We start from the raw sequence: 15,384 nt of genomic DNA, 5'->3' as shown, positions 1-15,384 counted from the left end.
TGATGAACATTTAAAAGTTAGTGAATTCTGATTTTTCTAAAATACCCTATTTGAGTACATTCCACTTACCTAATATTTTATACAATTGCTCCCTCGTTGATTCAAGCGAGTTATTGTTATATATAACTGCATCAGCGCCTTTTTCTTTTTCAGATAACGGTAGTTGAGAACTAATTCTCGCCATAGCTTCTTTTTCAGATAAATTATTACGTTCCATTAAACGTTTTAATTGTGTTTCTTCTGTGACAGTTACAACTAAAATCTTCTCTACGAAATGTTGAAGGCGACTTTCAAATAATAATGGAATATCCATCACTATATCTTTTGAACCGTTTTCTAATAACTCATCACGTTGACGAAGCATTTCTTGGCGAATAGCCGGATGTATAATATCATTTAACGTTTTACGTGCTGCAGGTTCATGGAAGATAATACTCCCTAGTTTAGGACGATCTAGAGTACCATCATCCAGCAACACTTCTTCGCCAAATGCTTCTACTATTTGTTTTAGCGTTTCTGTTCCAGGTTCAACTACTACTCGGGCTACTAAATCAGCATCAATAATTGGTAAATGTAACTCTTTTAGCATTTCTGCCACTGTACTTTTACCACTCGCAATACTTCCAGTTAATCCAATAATCATCTATATCACACCTTTAATGTTGGCAATTTGGGCAATAAACTGAGTTTCTGCCACTAATTATCTTTTGTTTAGTATCTCCATTACAAGTCGGACAAGTCTTTTTCCCATACATTTTCAAACGATGTTGCATACTGCCTGCTTCACCATTAATATTTCTGTAATCTGAAATGGTCGAGCCGCCAACATCAATACTTTCTTGCAAAACATGAACAATTGTCTCAAAAAGTTCGATTTTACGTTGTTGACTAATTCGTGACAATTTACGAGCTGGATGAATATTCATCTTAAACAGCACTTCTGTCGCATATATATTCCCGCAACCTGCAATCACATGCCCATCCATAATTACTTCTTTAACTGCCTTATTTGCATACTTCGGCAGATTTGCTCTCTCAAGAAAATGAGGTAGTGCTTCATCTGAAAAAGGTTCAGGTGCCATTTCAAGTAGTGGCGGATGCTCTGCTAGCTCATGCAAAAAGCGCATTTCACCAAAACGACGAATATCCGAATAAACAAGCCAATTGTCATCATCGAATTGGATTAAGACATGCGCATGCTTTAGAAATTTCTCTTCTGTAATATCACTAAGTTGCGATACATGGAACCATGCGCCCGTCATCCCTAAATGGTTGACGAGCAAATATGGATTCCCTTCTTTCTCCAGATGAAAAAAAATATATTTTGAGCGACGTTCAATGCTTTTAATAGTCATTCCTTCAATTGCTTGTTGGAAAGAATCAGGATCAACTGCTTTTATAATACACTCTTTACCTTGCTCTTTCGCTTGTTTAATAATCTTTGAAATCGTCACATGATGAATCGTTTTACCGGTAACGACCGGTTGTAATGAACGCACAACACCTTCTACTTCTGGTAATTCTGGCATGCGATCACTCCTTTATTTTGTATCATACCAAGTTGGGCCAAATGCAAAATCGGCTCTCAATGGTACATTTAGTTCAAATGCTTTCCCCATCACTTCTGGAACTAGTTTTTCAAGAATAGCAATTTCCTCTTTTGGTGCTTCGAAAATTAACTCATCATGTACTTGCAGAAGCATTTTCGTTTGTAAATTTTGTTCTTTTAATGCTGCTGCCATATCTATCATTGCTTTTTTTATAATATCGGCAGCACTACCTTGAATTGGGGTATTCATAGCAGTACGTTCAGCAAAGCTACGCAAATTGAAGTTTGAACTTTTCAGGTCTGGCAAATAGCGACGTCGATTTAACATAGTCGTCACATAGCCCTGTTGCTTCGCTTCTTCCACGATATTTTTCATATAGTCCTGTACACCTGGAAAGCTAGCGAAATAACGTTCAATGAAATCTGCCGCCTCTTTACGTGTAATATCTAAGTTTTGAGATAGACCGTAATCACTAATTCCATAAACAATTCCAAAGTTAACTGCTTTTGCTGCACGACGCATATCCGATGTTACTTCCTCTTCTGCTACGTGGAATACATTCATTGCTGTATTCGTATGAATATCTAAACCATTTTGGAATGCATTGATTAAGTTTTCGTCACCACACATATGAGCTAATACACGTAACTCAATTTGCGAATAATCTGCTGCAAAAAGAAGCCATTCTGGATTTGAAGGAACAAATGCTTGGCGAATTTTACGGCCCTCTTCAAGTCTTACAGGAATGTTTTGCAAATTCGGATCTGTAGAACTTAAGCGCCCTGTTGATGTTAACGCTTGCTGGAATCTTGTATGAATTTTTTGATCTTCTTCGTGGATTTCTTTTAATAATCCTTCTATATAGGTTGATTGTAACTTCCCAAGCTGACGGTACTGTAAAATATGACGAATAATTTCGTGTTCTGGCTCTAATTTTTCTAATACATCCGCTGCAGTTGAATAGCCTGTTTTTGTTTTCTTAATAACAGGTAAGCCCAATTTTTCGAACAGAATAACCCCCAGTTGTTTCGGTGAATTTATATTGAAGGCTTGGCCAGCAATTGAATAAATATCTTCTTCAATTGTTTTTAGTTTCGTTGTTAGATCATGCCCCATTTCAACAAGTCGTTCACGATCAACTGTGATACCTTCGCTTTCCATTTCACTTAATATCGCAGCAAGTGGTAACTCTAACTGTTTATACAGCTCAAATTGTTCATTTTCTCGAAGAAGTTGTTCTAATTTTGGCTGCAAGCTGAATACCGCATTGGCTTTACGACAAGCATGCTCCGCCACAGCTTCTATTGCCGGAGTCGCTTTCTTAGCACCTTTACCATATACATTGTCATTTGATAGAACATCAGTATAACCAAATTCTTTTGAAATCGTTGCAACATCATCGGAAGGAATAGCGGGATTTACAATATATGCAGCTAAGAGCATATCGAATTCCACCCCTGCTAATTTAATACCATCACGTAATAATGCGGCTTGTGCGGCTTTTGAATCAACCATAAACTTCTGCTTTGAAGCATCTTCTAACCATTCTTTTAATGATATTGAAGCCATTGCTTTGTCGTAAGGAATATAATAAGCTTGCTTGTCATCAACTAATGCAATACCAAATCTGTCGCAAGTATGATAGTGCTCATCAGCAAGTTCAATATGTACAGCCATCGCATCTTGTAACTGCTCTGCTGATACATCTTCTAATATAGAAAAAGTTAGTTCCTTTGTTGTTGTTGCTTCTGATTGAAATTCACTTTTTTCGATTAATGATTTAAAAGATAAATCTTGCCATAAAGAAAACAACTCATCTACATTTGGACCATCATACACTAATTCATCCAGTGTAATAGTAATAGGTGATTGACGATCAATCGTCGCTAACTGTTTACTCATTTTCGCTTGCTCTTCATTGGTCGTAAGTTTTTCTTTTAACTTTGCACCACTCACTTGTTCTACATTTTCATATAGTTCTTCGATTGTTGGATATTGTTTTAATAATTTGATAGCTGTTTTTTCACCGACACCAGGTACTCCTGGTATATTATCTGATGCATCACCCATTAGACCTTTCATATCAATAATTTGCTCTGGCGTTAAGCCATACTTTTCTTGAATATGATCCGGTGTATATTTTTCAATATCCGTCATGCCTTTACGTGTAATATAGACAGTTGTATTATCTGATGCAAGCTGCGTTAAGTCTTTATCTCCACTAACAACGATTACTTGTAGCTTTTGTTCTTCAGCTTGTTTACTCAAAGTACCGATAATATCATCCGCTTCGTACATTTCCAGTTCATATTGCTTAATACAATACGCATCTAATAATTTTCGCAAATACGGGAATTGCTCCGATAATTCAGGTGGTGTTTTCTGACGGCCACCTTTATATTCCCCGTAAGTAGAATGACGGAATGTTGTCTTACCAGCATCAAATGCCACAAGCATTTTCGTTGGTTTTTCCTCTTCTAATATTTTCTGTAACATCGTAGTAAAGCCATAAACGGCATTTGTATGAATACCGCTATCATTTGTTAATAGTGGTAAAGCAAAAAATGCTCGATATGCTAAGCTATTGCCATCTAAAAGTAGTAGCTTTTCCTTTGTCATATATACTCTCTCCTCTTACTTTTTCTCTATTTTGAGCTATTTGCTTTATATGTTATTATGCACGGAATTTCTTTTTTCCTAAACGTCAAAAAGCCGTCTCTCCCTTCTATCTTACCACGCGTGTAAGTAGAAAGGAAAATGACGACTGATGCAAATACGAAAAAATGTTCGTATTTTATAATTACTGTATTCAGCTCTTTAAATCCTAAAAAAAGAATCTAGGAAAACCTAGATTCTCACTTCCATAAACACTGGTTGAAGGGGGCTTCGAATATTATATTAACAAAGGATTATGAAGAGTATATATATAAATTGTAAATGTTGTGTTAATTTGGTTGTTTTGTCGGCAAAATAACACGCATTGTCGTTCCTTTACCAACTTCACTCTCCACTTGAATTTTACCATGGTGCGCCTCTATTAAATGCTTCACAATTGCAAGACCAAGACCTGTTCCACCAGAATTGCGACTACGTGCTCGATCAACACGGTAGAAACGTTCAAAAATTCTTGGAATTTCAGGTTTTTCAATTCCAATTCCCTCATCGATTATTTCAATGACGCCACTTTTGTTTTGTTCATATAATTTTACTTTGATTTTCGTATTCTCTGGTGAGTAAGTAGTCGCATTTGTCATTAAATTCATCACAACCTGGATTAGCCGGTTTGCATCACCTTCAACTACAACATCCTGCTCAATTTCCGCTTCGAAAGATATGTTTTTTTCCTCAAGACGTGGCACTGTCATTTCAGACGCCCTTACAATTACATCCTTTAAACTTGTACGTTCAATATTAACTGTAAAACCGTGCTTTTCAATTTTCGATAACTCTAGCAAATCTAAAATAAGCATCTGTAGGCGATTACTCTCTTTATTAATAATTTCTAAAAAGGATAATAATGTACCTTGTTCTTTGTAAGCACCGTCTAATAATGTTTCAGAAAAGCCTTTTATCGATGTTATAGGAGTACGTAATTCATGCGATACATTTGCTACAAAGTCCTTACGTATTTGCTCTAGCTTTTTCAATTCTGAAATATCGTGCATGATAATTACAATCCCTAGCCAGTGACCGTGCTCTCCTATTACAGGGGCTCCATATACTTCCATATGGTGGAATTCTTGTTGAATCTCTATTTGCATTTGTTTACGGTATGTTATTTCTGTCATAAAGACGTGGTCAACAAATTGTTCTAGCTCATTTGGTAATCCTAACTCACGGAAAACCTGTTTATAGACTGTACTATAGGGCACATCGAATAATTCTAAAAACGCTTTATTCACAATAGATACATGCCCTTCTTTCCCAATCATTATAAGTGCACTACCCATATTTTCTATCAGCGTCTTTAGACGCTCTTGCTCCATCTCGCGAATCATCATAATATCTTGCAAGTTTCGGGCAAGGACATTAACCGCATTACTTAGTTGTATTGTTGGTGATTCTACATTTTCAAATGCCCTTGCACGATAATTTCCTTTTGCTAACTCTAACGCTGTATTTGTTACATTATCTATAGGCTGAGCCAAATTCTTTATCAAGCGCGAAGTAACAACCATAAGTAGTATGAAGGTTATAATCAAAGTGATAATAAGCATAATCCATAGGCGAATCCTTATATCCGAAAATTCATTTCCGCCAAAATCAAGCGGTAGGGCATTTATTATAGCCTGTTCTTGATCTGCAGTTAAATCAATTCTTTGCTTTTCTATTGCACGTAAAATATTGTCATGTGATCGGATAGAATTAGAGCGTATAGAATCCTCTACATATACAGGAAAAAGCTGGCCTAGTATAAAACCAAGACCAGCTAGAGCTGTACCATACAGAAATCCAAAAGCAATGAGCAACCTAGCTTTAAGAGATTTCATCATAGCTTCGGCTCCTCAAATTTATAGCCTAAACCTCTTATTGTTTTAATGAATTTTGGTTTGCGACTATTTTCTTCAATTTGTTCACGTAAGTGGCTAATGTGCACATCAACAATCCGCGTATCTCCTGCAAAATCATAATTCCATACAGCACTTAATAACTGATCGCGTGTTAACACACGATTTTTATTTTCTAATAAATAGACAAGTAGTTCAAATTCTTTTGGAGTGAATTCTAACACTTCCTCTCCTAAAAAAGCTTCAAACCGATCAGGGAGTACTTGCAGTTGTCCAAATGAATATGTTTGTTCAATATGCTCTTCTTCTTCCTTCACTACTTCTGTCACTTTAGAACGGCGTAATACCGCTTTAACCCTTGCCATTACTTCACGTGGACTGAATGGCTTTGTCATATAATCATCTGCTCCAAGCTCAAGACCAAGTACTTTATCAAACTCATCGTCTTTTGCTGTTAACATAATAATTGGTGTATTAATTTTTTTAATACGTAGCTCTTTGCAAACTTCCATGCCGTCCATTTTAGGTAACATTAAGTCTAACAATAGTAAATCCGGCTTTTCCAAAATTGCTTTGTGTAAGCCGTCTTTCCCATCATTTGCAATTACAACTTCATATCCTGCCTGTTGGAGATTGTATTGTAATAATGTTGCTATTGAAATTTCATCTTCTACTACAAGTATTTTATATGTCATGTTTTTTCCCCCGCAATTGATTTGAAACCCCCATTTCAAACCTTCGCTACTAGATTTCTTCTTTCTTATTTGCAGAATCATCTTGTTCACGATTCGGCGGATTTACTGTCACTCTACCTTGCATCACTATCAGGTCTTCATCATTACGTCCTTCAATATTCACAGTTACTTCGTTAAGCTTTACATTCACTTCGGTTACTTCAAGTAAAATATGAATCGTATCATAATGATATACCGGTTGCGGATATTCAAATTGTTGCGAAGTAATATAAGAACCAGGACCTGGAATATATTTTGAAATAGCTGATGTTACCACACCATTCAACATGATTGTAGGTACTACAGGTTTTTGAAAACTAGTCTGTGAGGTAAAGTCATGTTGTATGTATAGAGGATTACTGTCATTGGTTAAGCCGAGATATAATAGTAAGTCTTTATCTTCGATTTTCTCCGTTAGCTGTAATGATTCGCCAACAGACAACTCTTCAATTTTTTTACCTAACTTTCCCTTCTTGCCAAGTAACACAATATTCCCCCTTAAATAATTTGTTATTTCAATAGTATCAATAATCAGTAAAAAAAGACAGTGTGATTGCATACATATATCATATTATCTGAACTTTTTTATACCAGAAAAAAAACGAGTAGGTAACAACCTGCTCGTTAATAAAAGTATGTTAAGCAAGAACTTTCATAACGTTTTTAACTGCTTCTGCAGAGTTATCTAAAGCTGCTTTTTCTTCAGTTGTTAAGTCCAATTCAATAATTCTCTCGATACCGTTAGCACCAAGAATAGTTGGTACACCAAGGTAGATATCATTGTAACCATATTCGCCTTCTAAGTAAGCGATTGATGGTAATACACGACGTTGGTCTTTAATTATTGCTTCAGCCATTTCAATTAAAGCTGCAGCTGGAGCATAGTAAGCAGAACCATTACCAAGAAGGTTTACGATTTCAGCACCACCGTTACGAGTACGATCAACGATCTCTTCTAAACGCTCAGGAGCGATTAGTTTTTCTAGTGGAATACCACCTGCAAATGAGTAGCGAGTAAGTGGAACCATAGTGTCACCATGACCACCAAGTACAACACCAGTAATATCTTTTACTGAGATGTTTAGCTCTTCAGCGATGAATGAACGGAAACGAGCTGAATCAAGAACACCCGATTGACCGATTACGCGGTTTTTAGGGAACCCAGATTCTTTGTAAACTGTGTAAGTCATTGCATCAACTGGATTTGTTAAAACGATAATTGTTGCTTTTGGAGAGTATTTTACAATTTCTTTTGTTACTGCTTTCATAACGCCTTGATTGATTAGAACTAAATCATCACGACTCATTCCTGGCTTACGAGCAACACCAGCAGTAATGATTACTACGTCAGAATCAGCAGTATCAGCATAATCAGAAGTACCCTTTACACGTGCGTCAAAACCTTGTACCGGAGAAGCTTCGAACATGTCTAGAGCTTTACCTTTTGTTGGGTTTTCAGCTTGTGGAATATCTACTAATACAACATCACCAAGTTCTTTTTGTGCAGCTAAGAAAGCAGATGTAGCGCCAGTGAAGCCCCCGCCAATTACAGAAATTTTACTACGTTTCAAAGTCATTCGAATACACTCCTTTGATAATAAATATAAAGAGGGAAAAGGGAAAAAATTCCCAATCCCCTCATTCATCGAATCTAATTATTACAGGTTTTTAATTAATTCGTCAGCAAATGCAGAACATTTTACTTCTGTAGCGCCGTCCATTAGACGAGCAAAGTCGTAAGTTACAACTTTAGAAGCAATTGTTTTTTCTACTGAAGCAGTTACTAAATCTGCAGCTTCTTTCCAGCCTAGGTGTTCAAGCATAAGAACGCCAGAAAGTAATACTGAAGATGGATTTACTTTATCTTGTCCAGCATATTTTGGTGCTGTTCCGTGAGTAGCTTCAAAGATCGCATGTCCACTAACATAGTTAATGTTAGCTCCTGGAGCGATACCGATACCACCAACTTGAGCAGCTAATGCGTCAGAGATGTAGTCACCGTTTAAGTTCATAGTTGCTACAACATCAAACTCTTTTGGACGAGTTAAGATTTGTTGTAAGAAGATATCAGCAATCGAATCTTTTACTAAGATTTTACCAGCAGCAAGTGCTTCTGCTTGTGCTTTATCAGCAGCTTCAGCGCCTTCAGCTTCTTTGATTGCATCATATTGATTCCAAGTGAATGTTTGGTCAGCAAATTCAGTTTCAGCTAATTCGTAACCCCAAGTTTTGAATCCACCTTCAGTGAACTTCATGATGTTACCTTTGTGTACTAAAGTTAAAGATTCGCGTTTTTCAGTAATAGCATAGTTAATAGCTGCGCGAACTAAACGTTGTGTACCTTCTTTAGATATTGGTTTAATACCGATACCTGAAGTTTCTGGGAAACGGATTTTGTTAACACCCATTTCAGTTTGAAGGAAGTTGATAAGTTTTTTAACTTCATCTGAACCTTCAGCATATTCAATACCAGCATAGATATCTTCTGTATTTTCACGGAAAATAACCATATCAGTGTCTTCAGGACGTTTAACTGGAGAAGGAACACCTTCGAAGTAACGTACAGGACGTAAACAAACATAAAGGTCAAGTTGTTGACGTAATGCTACGTTTAGAGAACGGATACCGCCACCGATTGGTGTAGTAAGAGGTCCTTTAATTGCGATTAAGTATTCATTGATAGCGTCAAGAGTTGCTTGTGGTAACCATTCGCCAGTTTGGTCGAATGCTTTTTGTCCAGCAAGTACTTCTTTCCACTCGATAGATTTTTCGCCATTGTAAGCTTGTTTTACTGCTGCATCGATTACGCGTGATGCTGCTGCCCAAATATCTGGACCGATTCCGTCACCTTCGATGAATGGGATGATTGGATTGTTTGGTACTTTAAGTACGCCATTTTCAACTACGATTTTACCGTTAGACATGAACTTATTGCCTCCTAATATTCATAATCAAAGGGCAGGTGCCAAAACCTAGCACCGCCCTTGACTTTTTTATTATACCAATTATCTTTCGTTTACAGGTACATATTTTTGCATTCCTGGTCCAACATACTCTGCACGTGGACGAATTAAACGATTGTTAGCATATTGTTCGAAGATATGAGCTACCCATCCAGATACGCGTGAAACTGCGAAGATTGGAGTGAATAAATCGTGATCGATACCTAATGAATGGTATACAGATGCTGAATAGAAATCTACGTTTGGTGGTAGATTTTTTTGTCCAGTCACCATTTCGTGGATTTTCACTGACATTTCATAATATTCAGGCTGTCCAGTTAATTTAGTTAACTTTTCAGACATAACTTTTAAGTGTGGAGCACGTGGGTCACCTTTGCGGTATACGCGGTGTCCGAAGCCCATGATTTTAACTTTGTTAGCTAATTTATCGTTGATATAATCTTCAACTTTATCAACTGAACCAATTTCAGAAAGCATTTTCATTACTTGTTCGTTAGCGCCACCATGTAAAGGACCTTTAAGTGCGCCAATTGCAGCTGTAACACCTGAATATACATCAGATAATGTTGCTACACATACACGAGCAGTAAATGTAGATGCGTTTAATTCGTGGTCAGCATGTAATACTAATGCTTTGTTGAATGCTTCAACAGCGATAGCTTCTGGTTCTTTACCAGATAACATATAAAGGAAGTTTGCAGCGTAGCTTAGCTCTTTTTTAGGTGCTACTGGTTCTAAACCTGCGCGAATACGAGAGAACGCAGTTACAACAGTAGAAATTCTAGCTTGCAACTTGATTGCTTTACGATAGTTTGCTTCGTCAGACATATCCTCAGCATCTTCATCATATAAAGCTAGTAAAGAAACTGCTGTGCGTAATGCAGCCATTGGGTGAACAGATTTGATGTCATAAGTTTTAAAGTGATCTAATACCGCTTGTGGCACTTCCATATTGTCAGCTAATTGTTGTTTCAATTCAGCTAATTCGTCTGCTTTAGGAAGACGTGTGTGCCATAGTAAGTAAACTACCTCTTCAAAAGATGCATTGTCTGCTAAGTCATCAATATTGTAGCCAACATATGTAAGAGTATCATCAATTATAGAACTGATTTTAGTCTCTGCTGCTACGACACCTTCTAATCCGCGTGTTGCTGTCATAATATATCGCTCCTTCTCCAAATGTATTAGATAGCATTCACAAAATTACATAAATGCAACCTACGTTTTTTCGATATGAACCTATAAGTAAATCGCTTACATTGCTATTATAATAAATTTTGACGGCTTTGTGAATGAAAAGGCCGTATTTCGTTTAAAAAACAAAATTTAGACAGAAATATCGCATTTTGTAGAAAAAAATTAACATTAACTAGGATGAAAAAATCACATTTTTTAAAGGATGATGTTTTGTTACAAGAAAAAATCAAAAAATCTACCATGTACCGAATCCAATTATTCGTACTAATTGCTCTACTATTAGTGTTGTGTTGGTTAGTTTTACCTGTAGCTCTTGCGATTTTAACTGCTTATTTCGCATATCCATTACTAAAGTATTTGATCACAATATTAAAACTGCCTAAATGGCTTGCAGCATTAACTACTGAAGTTATTATTTTATCCACTTTTATCGCAACTATACTTTTTTTAACTTCTGTTTTAATCGAAACTTTACCAGAGATTAAACGCATAATTACCCAAGTTGAGTTTTTCTCTAATATGCAATCAATGCTACTTCTGAATCTGCAAGAGAAATTTGTTTCCCTAGTAGATATGGCTATGGAATCGCTCGTAAATATTGTGCAATCCACCTTCCATAATCTAATTAATTTTACTTTTTATCTAGTAGCCTTATATTTTGCTTTATATGAAACAAGCAGGAATAGACTATGGTTCTTTATCTATTTACCTGCTCGATTTAGAAAGCCTATTCAACGAGTTTATGAAGAAGCTTCTCAATTGTTCGGCTATTTCCTGTCAGTAGAATTACGTTTGTTACTCATGACATTTGCTCTTTTATCCGTTGGTTTAATGATACTTGGTTTTTCATTTCCTGTTGGAAAAGCATTACTCATCTCTGTGGCAGATAGTCTCCCCTTTTTAGGAATTGGTATCTTCCTTATTCCAATGAGCATATATTTTTTTATAACTGGTAATCAATTACTTTGCATATATCTATTGATTCTCTATGCGGTAATTCAGCTTTCAAGACAATTCGCTGAATCGTATATGTGGGCGTCAACTTTACATATCCGATCCGTTCACGCTTTTATGATAAGTGCCATTAGTTTATTGCTTTTTGGCATTGCAGGTATTTTAATTAGTCCATTCTTATTATTACTAGCTGTTAAATTAAGAAACCATCCTATTTTTGTATCAAAATAACTTGGCCGTTTTTCATCTTTTTACGTAGCCAATAATAAAGAAGTGGTTTAAAGAGATTTCTTGTGGGGCGAAAGACTAAAAGAAGACCAATAATATCAGATACAAAGCCTGGTAAGACTAAGAACATTCCCCCAATAAATATAAGTAAGCCATTAATCATGGCATTACCTGGTGGTTGTCCATTTTGTATCGCTTGTTGAATATCCTTAAAAGCTTTAACTCCTTGCGTTTTAGCTAAATAGATTCCTAATATACCAGTGACAATAATTAAGACTAGTGTATACATGGCACCAATTAGTTTTCCGGATATTAATACAACCGCGATTTCAATTATAGGAATCAGTAAAAGAAATAGTAGAATTTTACGCAATTTATTCACCTCTTTTTAAAAAACAACCTCAGCTCAAATGCGCTGAGGTTGTTTGTTTATTTATTACAAAATGCTTGAACGTCCGTAGTAGATAACTCCAGATACTGCATCGATTGATAACTCTTGTCCATCGCTAATCATTGTTGTAGCGTCTTTCACACCCACAATAACAGGAATACCTAGACTTAAGCCAACAACTGCAGCATGACTTGTTAGTCCACCTTCTTCAGTAATTAACCCTGCGCATTTAGAGATCGCTGGCATCATATCACGATCAGAACCAATCGTTACAATAATTTTACCTTCAGTATCTTGCGCTAGTGCTTGCTCAGCATTTCTGACAACTAAGGCTTTACCAATAGCAGCAGATTTACCAATGCCTTGACCTTTAGTAAGCATATCGCCAATTACATGCACTTTCATCAAGTTTGTAGTACCCGCTTCACCTACTGGTACACCAGCTGTAATTACAACTAGATCACCGTGGTGAACGTATCCTTTGTTCAAACTTTCTTGGACAGTTAGCTCTAAAATTTCATCCGTAGAACTTACTTTTGGTCCAACGATAGGGAATACACCCCATACAAGCGCTAGTTTACGACATGTTTGTTCTGATGATGTAACTGAAATAATCGGTACACCTGGACGATATTTGGCAATCATACGTGCTGTATGGCCACTCTCAGTTGGTGCTAAAATAGCTGAAACTTGTAAATTGAGTGAAGTGTATGCAACTGCTTGGCTAATTGCCTCAGTCATGCTAGCACCTTTCTCACGGCTACGTTTACTAACGATCGCACGGTGATCCAATGAATCCTCTATTCGATTAGCAATTTTATACATCGTTTTTACAGATTCTACCGGATAAAGTCCAGCTGCTGTTTCACCAGAAAGCATGATTGCATCTGTACCATCTAAAATAGCATTCGCTACGTCACTTGCTTCAGCTCGAGTAGGGCGAGGATTACGCTGCATTGAATCCAGCATTTGTGTTGCTGTAATAACCGGCTTTCCTACTGTGTTACATTTTTGGATTAGATTTTTTTGAACAATAGGTACTTCTTCTGCTGGAATTTCAACTCCAAGGTCACCACGAGCAACCATTAAACCGTCGGAAACTTGAATGATTTCATCGATATTATCGACACCTTCTTGATTCTCGATTTTCGGAATAATTTGGATATGTCCACCATTGTTATTTTCTAACAATTCACGGATTTCCAATACATCTGATGAACGACGCACAAATGAAGCAGCGATAAAGTCTACACCTTGTTCGATACCAAATAGAATATCTTGTGCATCCTTTTCTGTAATACCTGGTAATTGTACTGAAACGCCCGGTACATTCACGCCTTTTTTATTTTTTAGTTGGCCTGCATTTTCAACTACAGTATGAATTATTCCAGCCTCAGTATCTTTACCAGTAACACGTAATTCAATTAGGCCATCATCTAATAAAATGATTGAACCTTCTTCAACATCATCGATAAGTTTTTCGTACGTAATAGAGAAAATTTCTTTATTGCCAAGTACTTCTGTCATTGAAATATCAATTGTTTGACCTGTTACTAATTCTACAGCGTCATTTTCCATTGAATGCGTACGAATTTCAGGACCTTTTGTATCAAGCAAAATAGCCACAACTTGTCCAGTCTTTTTCGCTGCTTCACGAATGCTCTCGATTCTTGCTGCGTGTTCTTCATGACTACCATGCGAAAAATTCAAACGAGCTACGTTCATACCTGCTTCGATTAATTGCACTAAAATTTCTTGCGATTCACTAGCGGGACCAATAGTACATACAATTTTTGTTTTTCTCATTTTCTCGACCACTCCAATTTAATTAAATCGATAATTCTTTTGATAAAGTGTACATTGACAAGTCTGTATTACGTTCTTTCTTAAATGCCTCTGCTAAGTCATAGTCTACCACCACATGGTTTCTCATGCCAACTGCAAGACCGCCACGGTGCTCAATTAATAATTCTACTGCTCTCGCAGCAAAAGTACTTGCTAGTACACGGTCGCGTGCTGTCGGCGATCCGCCACGTTGGATATGACCTAAAACTGAAACTCTTGTTTCAATATTTTTTTCCGAAAGTTTTTTTGCCAAATCACTCGCAGACATAACACCTTCAGCAACAATAATAATACTGTGCTTTTTCCCTCTGTCATAACCTTGTTCTAAACGAGTGACAAGTTCGTCTAAATCATGTTGTACTTCAGGAATCAAAATCGTTTCAGCACCACCAGCTAGACCAGCCCATAAAGCTAAATCACCTGCATCACGACCCATTACTTCAATGATAAATGTTCGTTCATGAGATGTTGCTGTATCACGAATTTTATCAATACAATCAATTACAGTATTCAAAGCTGTATCAAAACCTATTGTATAATCTGTTCCTGGAATATCATTATCAATTGTTCCCGGCACGCCTACACAAGGGAAACCACGCTTCGTTAACTCCAAAGCCCCTCGATAAGAACCGTCCCCGCCGATAACAACTAACCCTTCGATACCATGCTTTTTCAACTGTTCAATTGCTTTAAGTTGTCCTTCTTCTGTTTTGAATTCTAGACAACGTGCAGAATGTAATTTCGTACCTCCACGTTGAATAATATCCCCTACAGAACCGCGATCTAAACTTTCAATTTGTCCTTCTATCAGCCCTTGATAGCCATAGTAAATACCTGCAACTTCTAAATCATGATATAAAGCTTTCCTGACAACTGCGCGGACAGCTGCATTCATGCCTGGTGCATCTCCACCACTTGTTAAAACACCAATTTTTTTCATATGATTCATTCCTCCTACAAGCGTCACTATTAAGACATTAACACGAAATAGTATTCTGTGTCAGTATTGCGTCG

Annotated in this window: 13 protein-coding genes; 1 reads left to right on the top strand and 12 read right to left on the bottom strand. The window is 36.8% G+C overall.

The features are described 5' to 3' along the window. Nucleotides 1-46 precede the first annotated feature (46 nt). The 9 genes from coaE to citZ all read right to left on the bottom strand — a co-directional run bounded on the left by coaE (nt 47) and on the right by citZ (nt 10,913). Complete coding sequence (coaE, locus tag BK137_RS04595; protein ID WP_038187743.1) at nt 47-643, bottom strand: dephospho-CoA kinase; 597 nt, start codon at nt 641-643, stop codon at nt 47-49. 13 nt (nt 644-656) lie between these two features. After that, nucleotides 657-1,529, bottom strand: coding sequence for a bifunctional DNA-formamidopyrimidine glycosylase/DNA-(apurinic or apyrimidinic site) lyase (mutM, locus tag BK137_RS04590; RefSeq protein ID WP_038187746.1), 873 nt, complete (start codon nt 1,527-1,529; stop codon nt 657-659). A gap of 12 nt (nt 1,530-1,541) precedes the next feature. Continuing rightward, nucleotides 1,542-4,169, bottom strand: coding sequence for a DNA polymerase I (polA, locus tag BK137_RS04585; protein ID WP_038187748.1), 2,628 nt, complete (start codon nt 4,167-4,169; stop codon nt 1,542-1,544). Between the two features lie 326 nt (nt 4,170-4,495). Next, the gene (gene pnpS / locus BK137_RS04580; RefSeq protein ID WP_038188370.1) at nt 4,496-6,040 is read right to left on the bottom strand and encodes a two-component system histidine kinase PnpS; all 1,545 of its coding nucleotides are present in this window, start codon (nt 6,038-6,040) and stop codon (nt 4,496-4,498) included. Continuing rightward, nucleotides 6,040-6,753, bottom strand: coding sequence for a response regulator transcription factor (locus BK137_RS04575; RefSeq protein ID WP_038187751.1), 714 nt, complete (start codon nt 6,751-6,753; stop codon nt 6,040-6,042). Before BK137_RS04575 ends, pnpS begins: the two co-directional genes overlap by 1 nt. Before the next feature lie 49 nt (nt 6,754-6,802). Further along, nucleotides 6,803-7,279 carry a MaoC/PaaZ C-terminal domain-containing protein gene (locus BK137_RS04570; protein ID WP_038187755.1) on the bottom strand — a complete coding sequence of 159 codons (477 nt, stop codon included), beginning with the start codon at nt 7,277-7,279 and terminating at the stop codon, nt 6,803-6,805. Between the two features lie 151 nt (nt 7,280-7,430). Then, nucleotides 7,431-8,369 carry a malate dehydrogenase gene (gene mdh, locus BK137_RS04565; RefSeq protein ID WP_038187758.1) on the bottom strand — a complete coding sequence of 313 codons (939 nt, stop codon included), beginning with the start codon at nt 8,367-8,369 and terminating at the stop codon, nt 7,431-7,433. Nucleotides 8,370-8,450: 81 nt separating this feature from the next. Further along, nucleotides 8,451-9,716: an NADP-dependent isocitrate dehydrogenase gene (gene icd / locus BK137_RS04560; protein WP_038187765.1), complete on the bottom strand. Its 1,266-nt coding sequence runs from the start codon at nt 9,714-9,716 to the stop codon at nt 8,451-8,453. Nucleotides 9,717-9,797: 81 nt separating this feature from the next. Beyond that, nucleotides 9,798-10,913, bottom strand: coding sequence for a citrate synthase (gene citZ / locus BK137_RS04555; RefSeq protein ID WP_038187768.1), 1,116 nt, complete (start codon nt 10,911-10,913; stop codon nt 9,798-9,800). Nucleotides 10,914-11,162: 249 nt separating this feature from the next. Here citZ and BK137_RS04550 point away from each other — a divergent pair, with 249 nt between their 5' ends. Beyond that, nucleotides 11,163-12,137, top strand: a complete 975-nt coding sequence (locus tag BK137_RS04550; protein WP_051448783.1) for an AI-2E family transporter — start codon at nt 11,163-11,165, stop codon at nt 12,135-12,137. Here BK137_RS04550 and BK137_RS04545 read toward each other — a convergent pair. From BK137_RS04545 to pfkA, 3 genes are all read right to left on the bottom strand, one after another. After that, a complete protein-coding gene (locus tag BK137_RS04545; protein WP_038187771.1) occupies nt 12,118-12,507 on the bottom strand; it encodes an FxsA family protein in 390 nt (129 codons plus the stop codon). The two genes, BK137_RS04550 and BK137_RS04545, sit on opposite strands and share 20 nt — an antisense overlap. Before the next feature lie 63 nt (nt 12,508-12,570). Then, nucleotides 12,571-14,331, bottom strand: coding sequence for a pyruvate kinase (gene pyk / locus BK137_RS04540; protein WP_038187774.1), 1,761 nt, complete (start codon nt 14,329-14,331; stop codon nt 12,571-12,573). 22 nt (nt 14,332-14,353) lie between these two features. Next, nucleotides 14,354-15,310 (bottom strand): 6-phosphofructokinase, encoded by a 957-nt coding sequence (gene pfkA, locus BK137_RS04535; protein WP_038187784.1) that lies wholly within the window; start codon nt 15,308-15,310, stop codon nt 14,354-14,356. Nucleotides 15,311-15,384 lie beyond the last annotated feature (74 nt).

Origin of the sequence: Viridibacillus arenosi (assembly GCF_001955655.1) — a bacterium.
In the GTDB taxonomy this organism is placed as follows: Bacteria; Bacillota; Bacilli; order Bacillales_A; family Planococcaceae; genus Viridibacillus; species Viridibacillus arenosi.
The sequence above is the reverse complement of the archived record's forward strand: the minus strand, read 5'-3'. Positions and strand labels throughout refer to the sequence as shown.

Excerpts from the sequence above, each read along its gene's own strand:
- coaE (WP_038187743.1), bottom strand. The coding sequence starts at position 643 with ATGATTATTGGATTAACTGGAAGTATTGCGAGTGGTAAAAGTACAGTG.
- mutM (WP_038187746.1), bottom strand. The coding sequence starts at position 1,529 with ATGCCAGAATTACCAGAAGTAGAAGGTGTTGTGCGTTCATTACAACCG.
- polA (WP_038187748.1), bottom strand. The coding sequence starts at position 4,169 with ATGACAAAGGAAAAGCTACTACTTTTAGATGGCAATAGCTTAGCATAT.
- pnpS (WP_038188370.1), bottom strand. The coding sequence starts at position 6,040 with ATGAAATCTCTTAAAGCTAGGTTGCTCATTGCTTTTGGATTTCTGTAT.
- BK137_RS04575 (WP_038187751.1), bottom strand. The coding sequence starts at position 6,753 with ATGACATATAAAATACTTGTAGTAGAAGATGAAATTTCAATAGCAACA.
- mdh (WP_038187758.1), bottom strand. The coding sequence starts at position 8,369 with ATGACTTTGAAACGTAGTAAAATTTCTGTAATTGGCGGGGGCTTCACT.
- icd (WP_038187765.1), bottom strand. The coding sequence starts at position 9,716 with ATGTCTAACGGTAAAATCGTAGTTGAAAATGGCGTACTTAAAGTACCA.
- citZ (WP_038187768.1), bottom strand. The coding sequence starts at position 10,913 with ATGACAGCAACACGCGGATTAGAAGGTGTCGTAGCAGCAGAGACTAAA.
- pyk (WP_038187774.1), bottom strand. The coding sequence starts at position 14,331 with ATGAGAAAAACAAAAATTGTATGTACTATTGGTCCCGCTAGTGAATCG.
- pfkA (WP_038187784.1), bottom strand. The coding sequence starts at position 15,310 with ATGAAAAAAATTGGTGTTTTAACAAGTGGTGGAGATGCACCAGGCATG.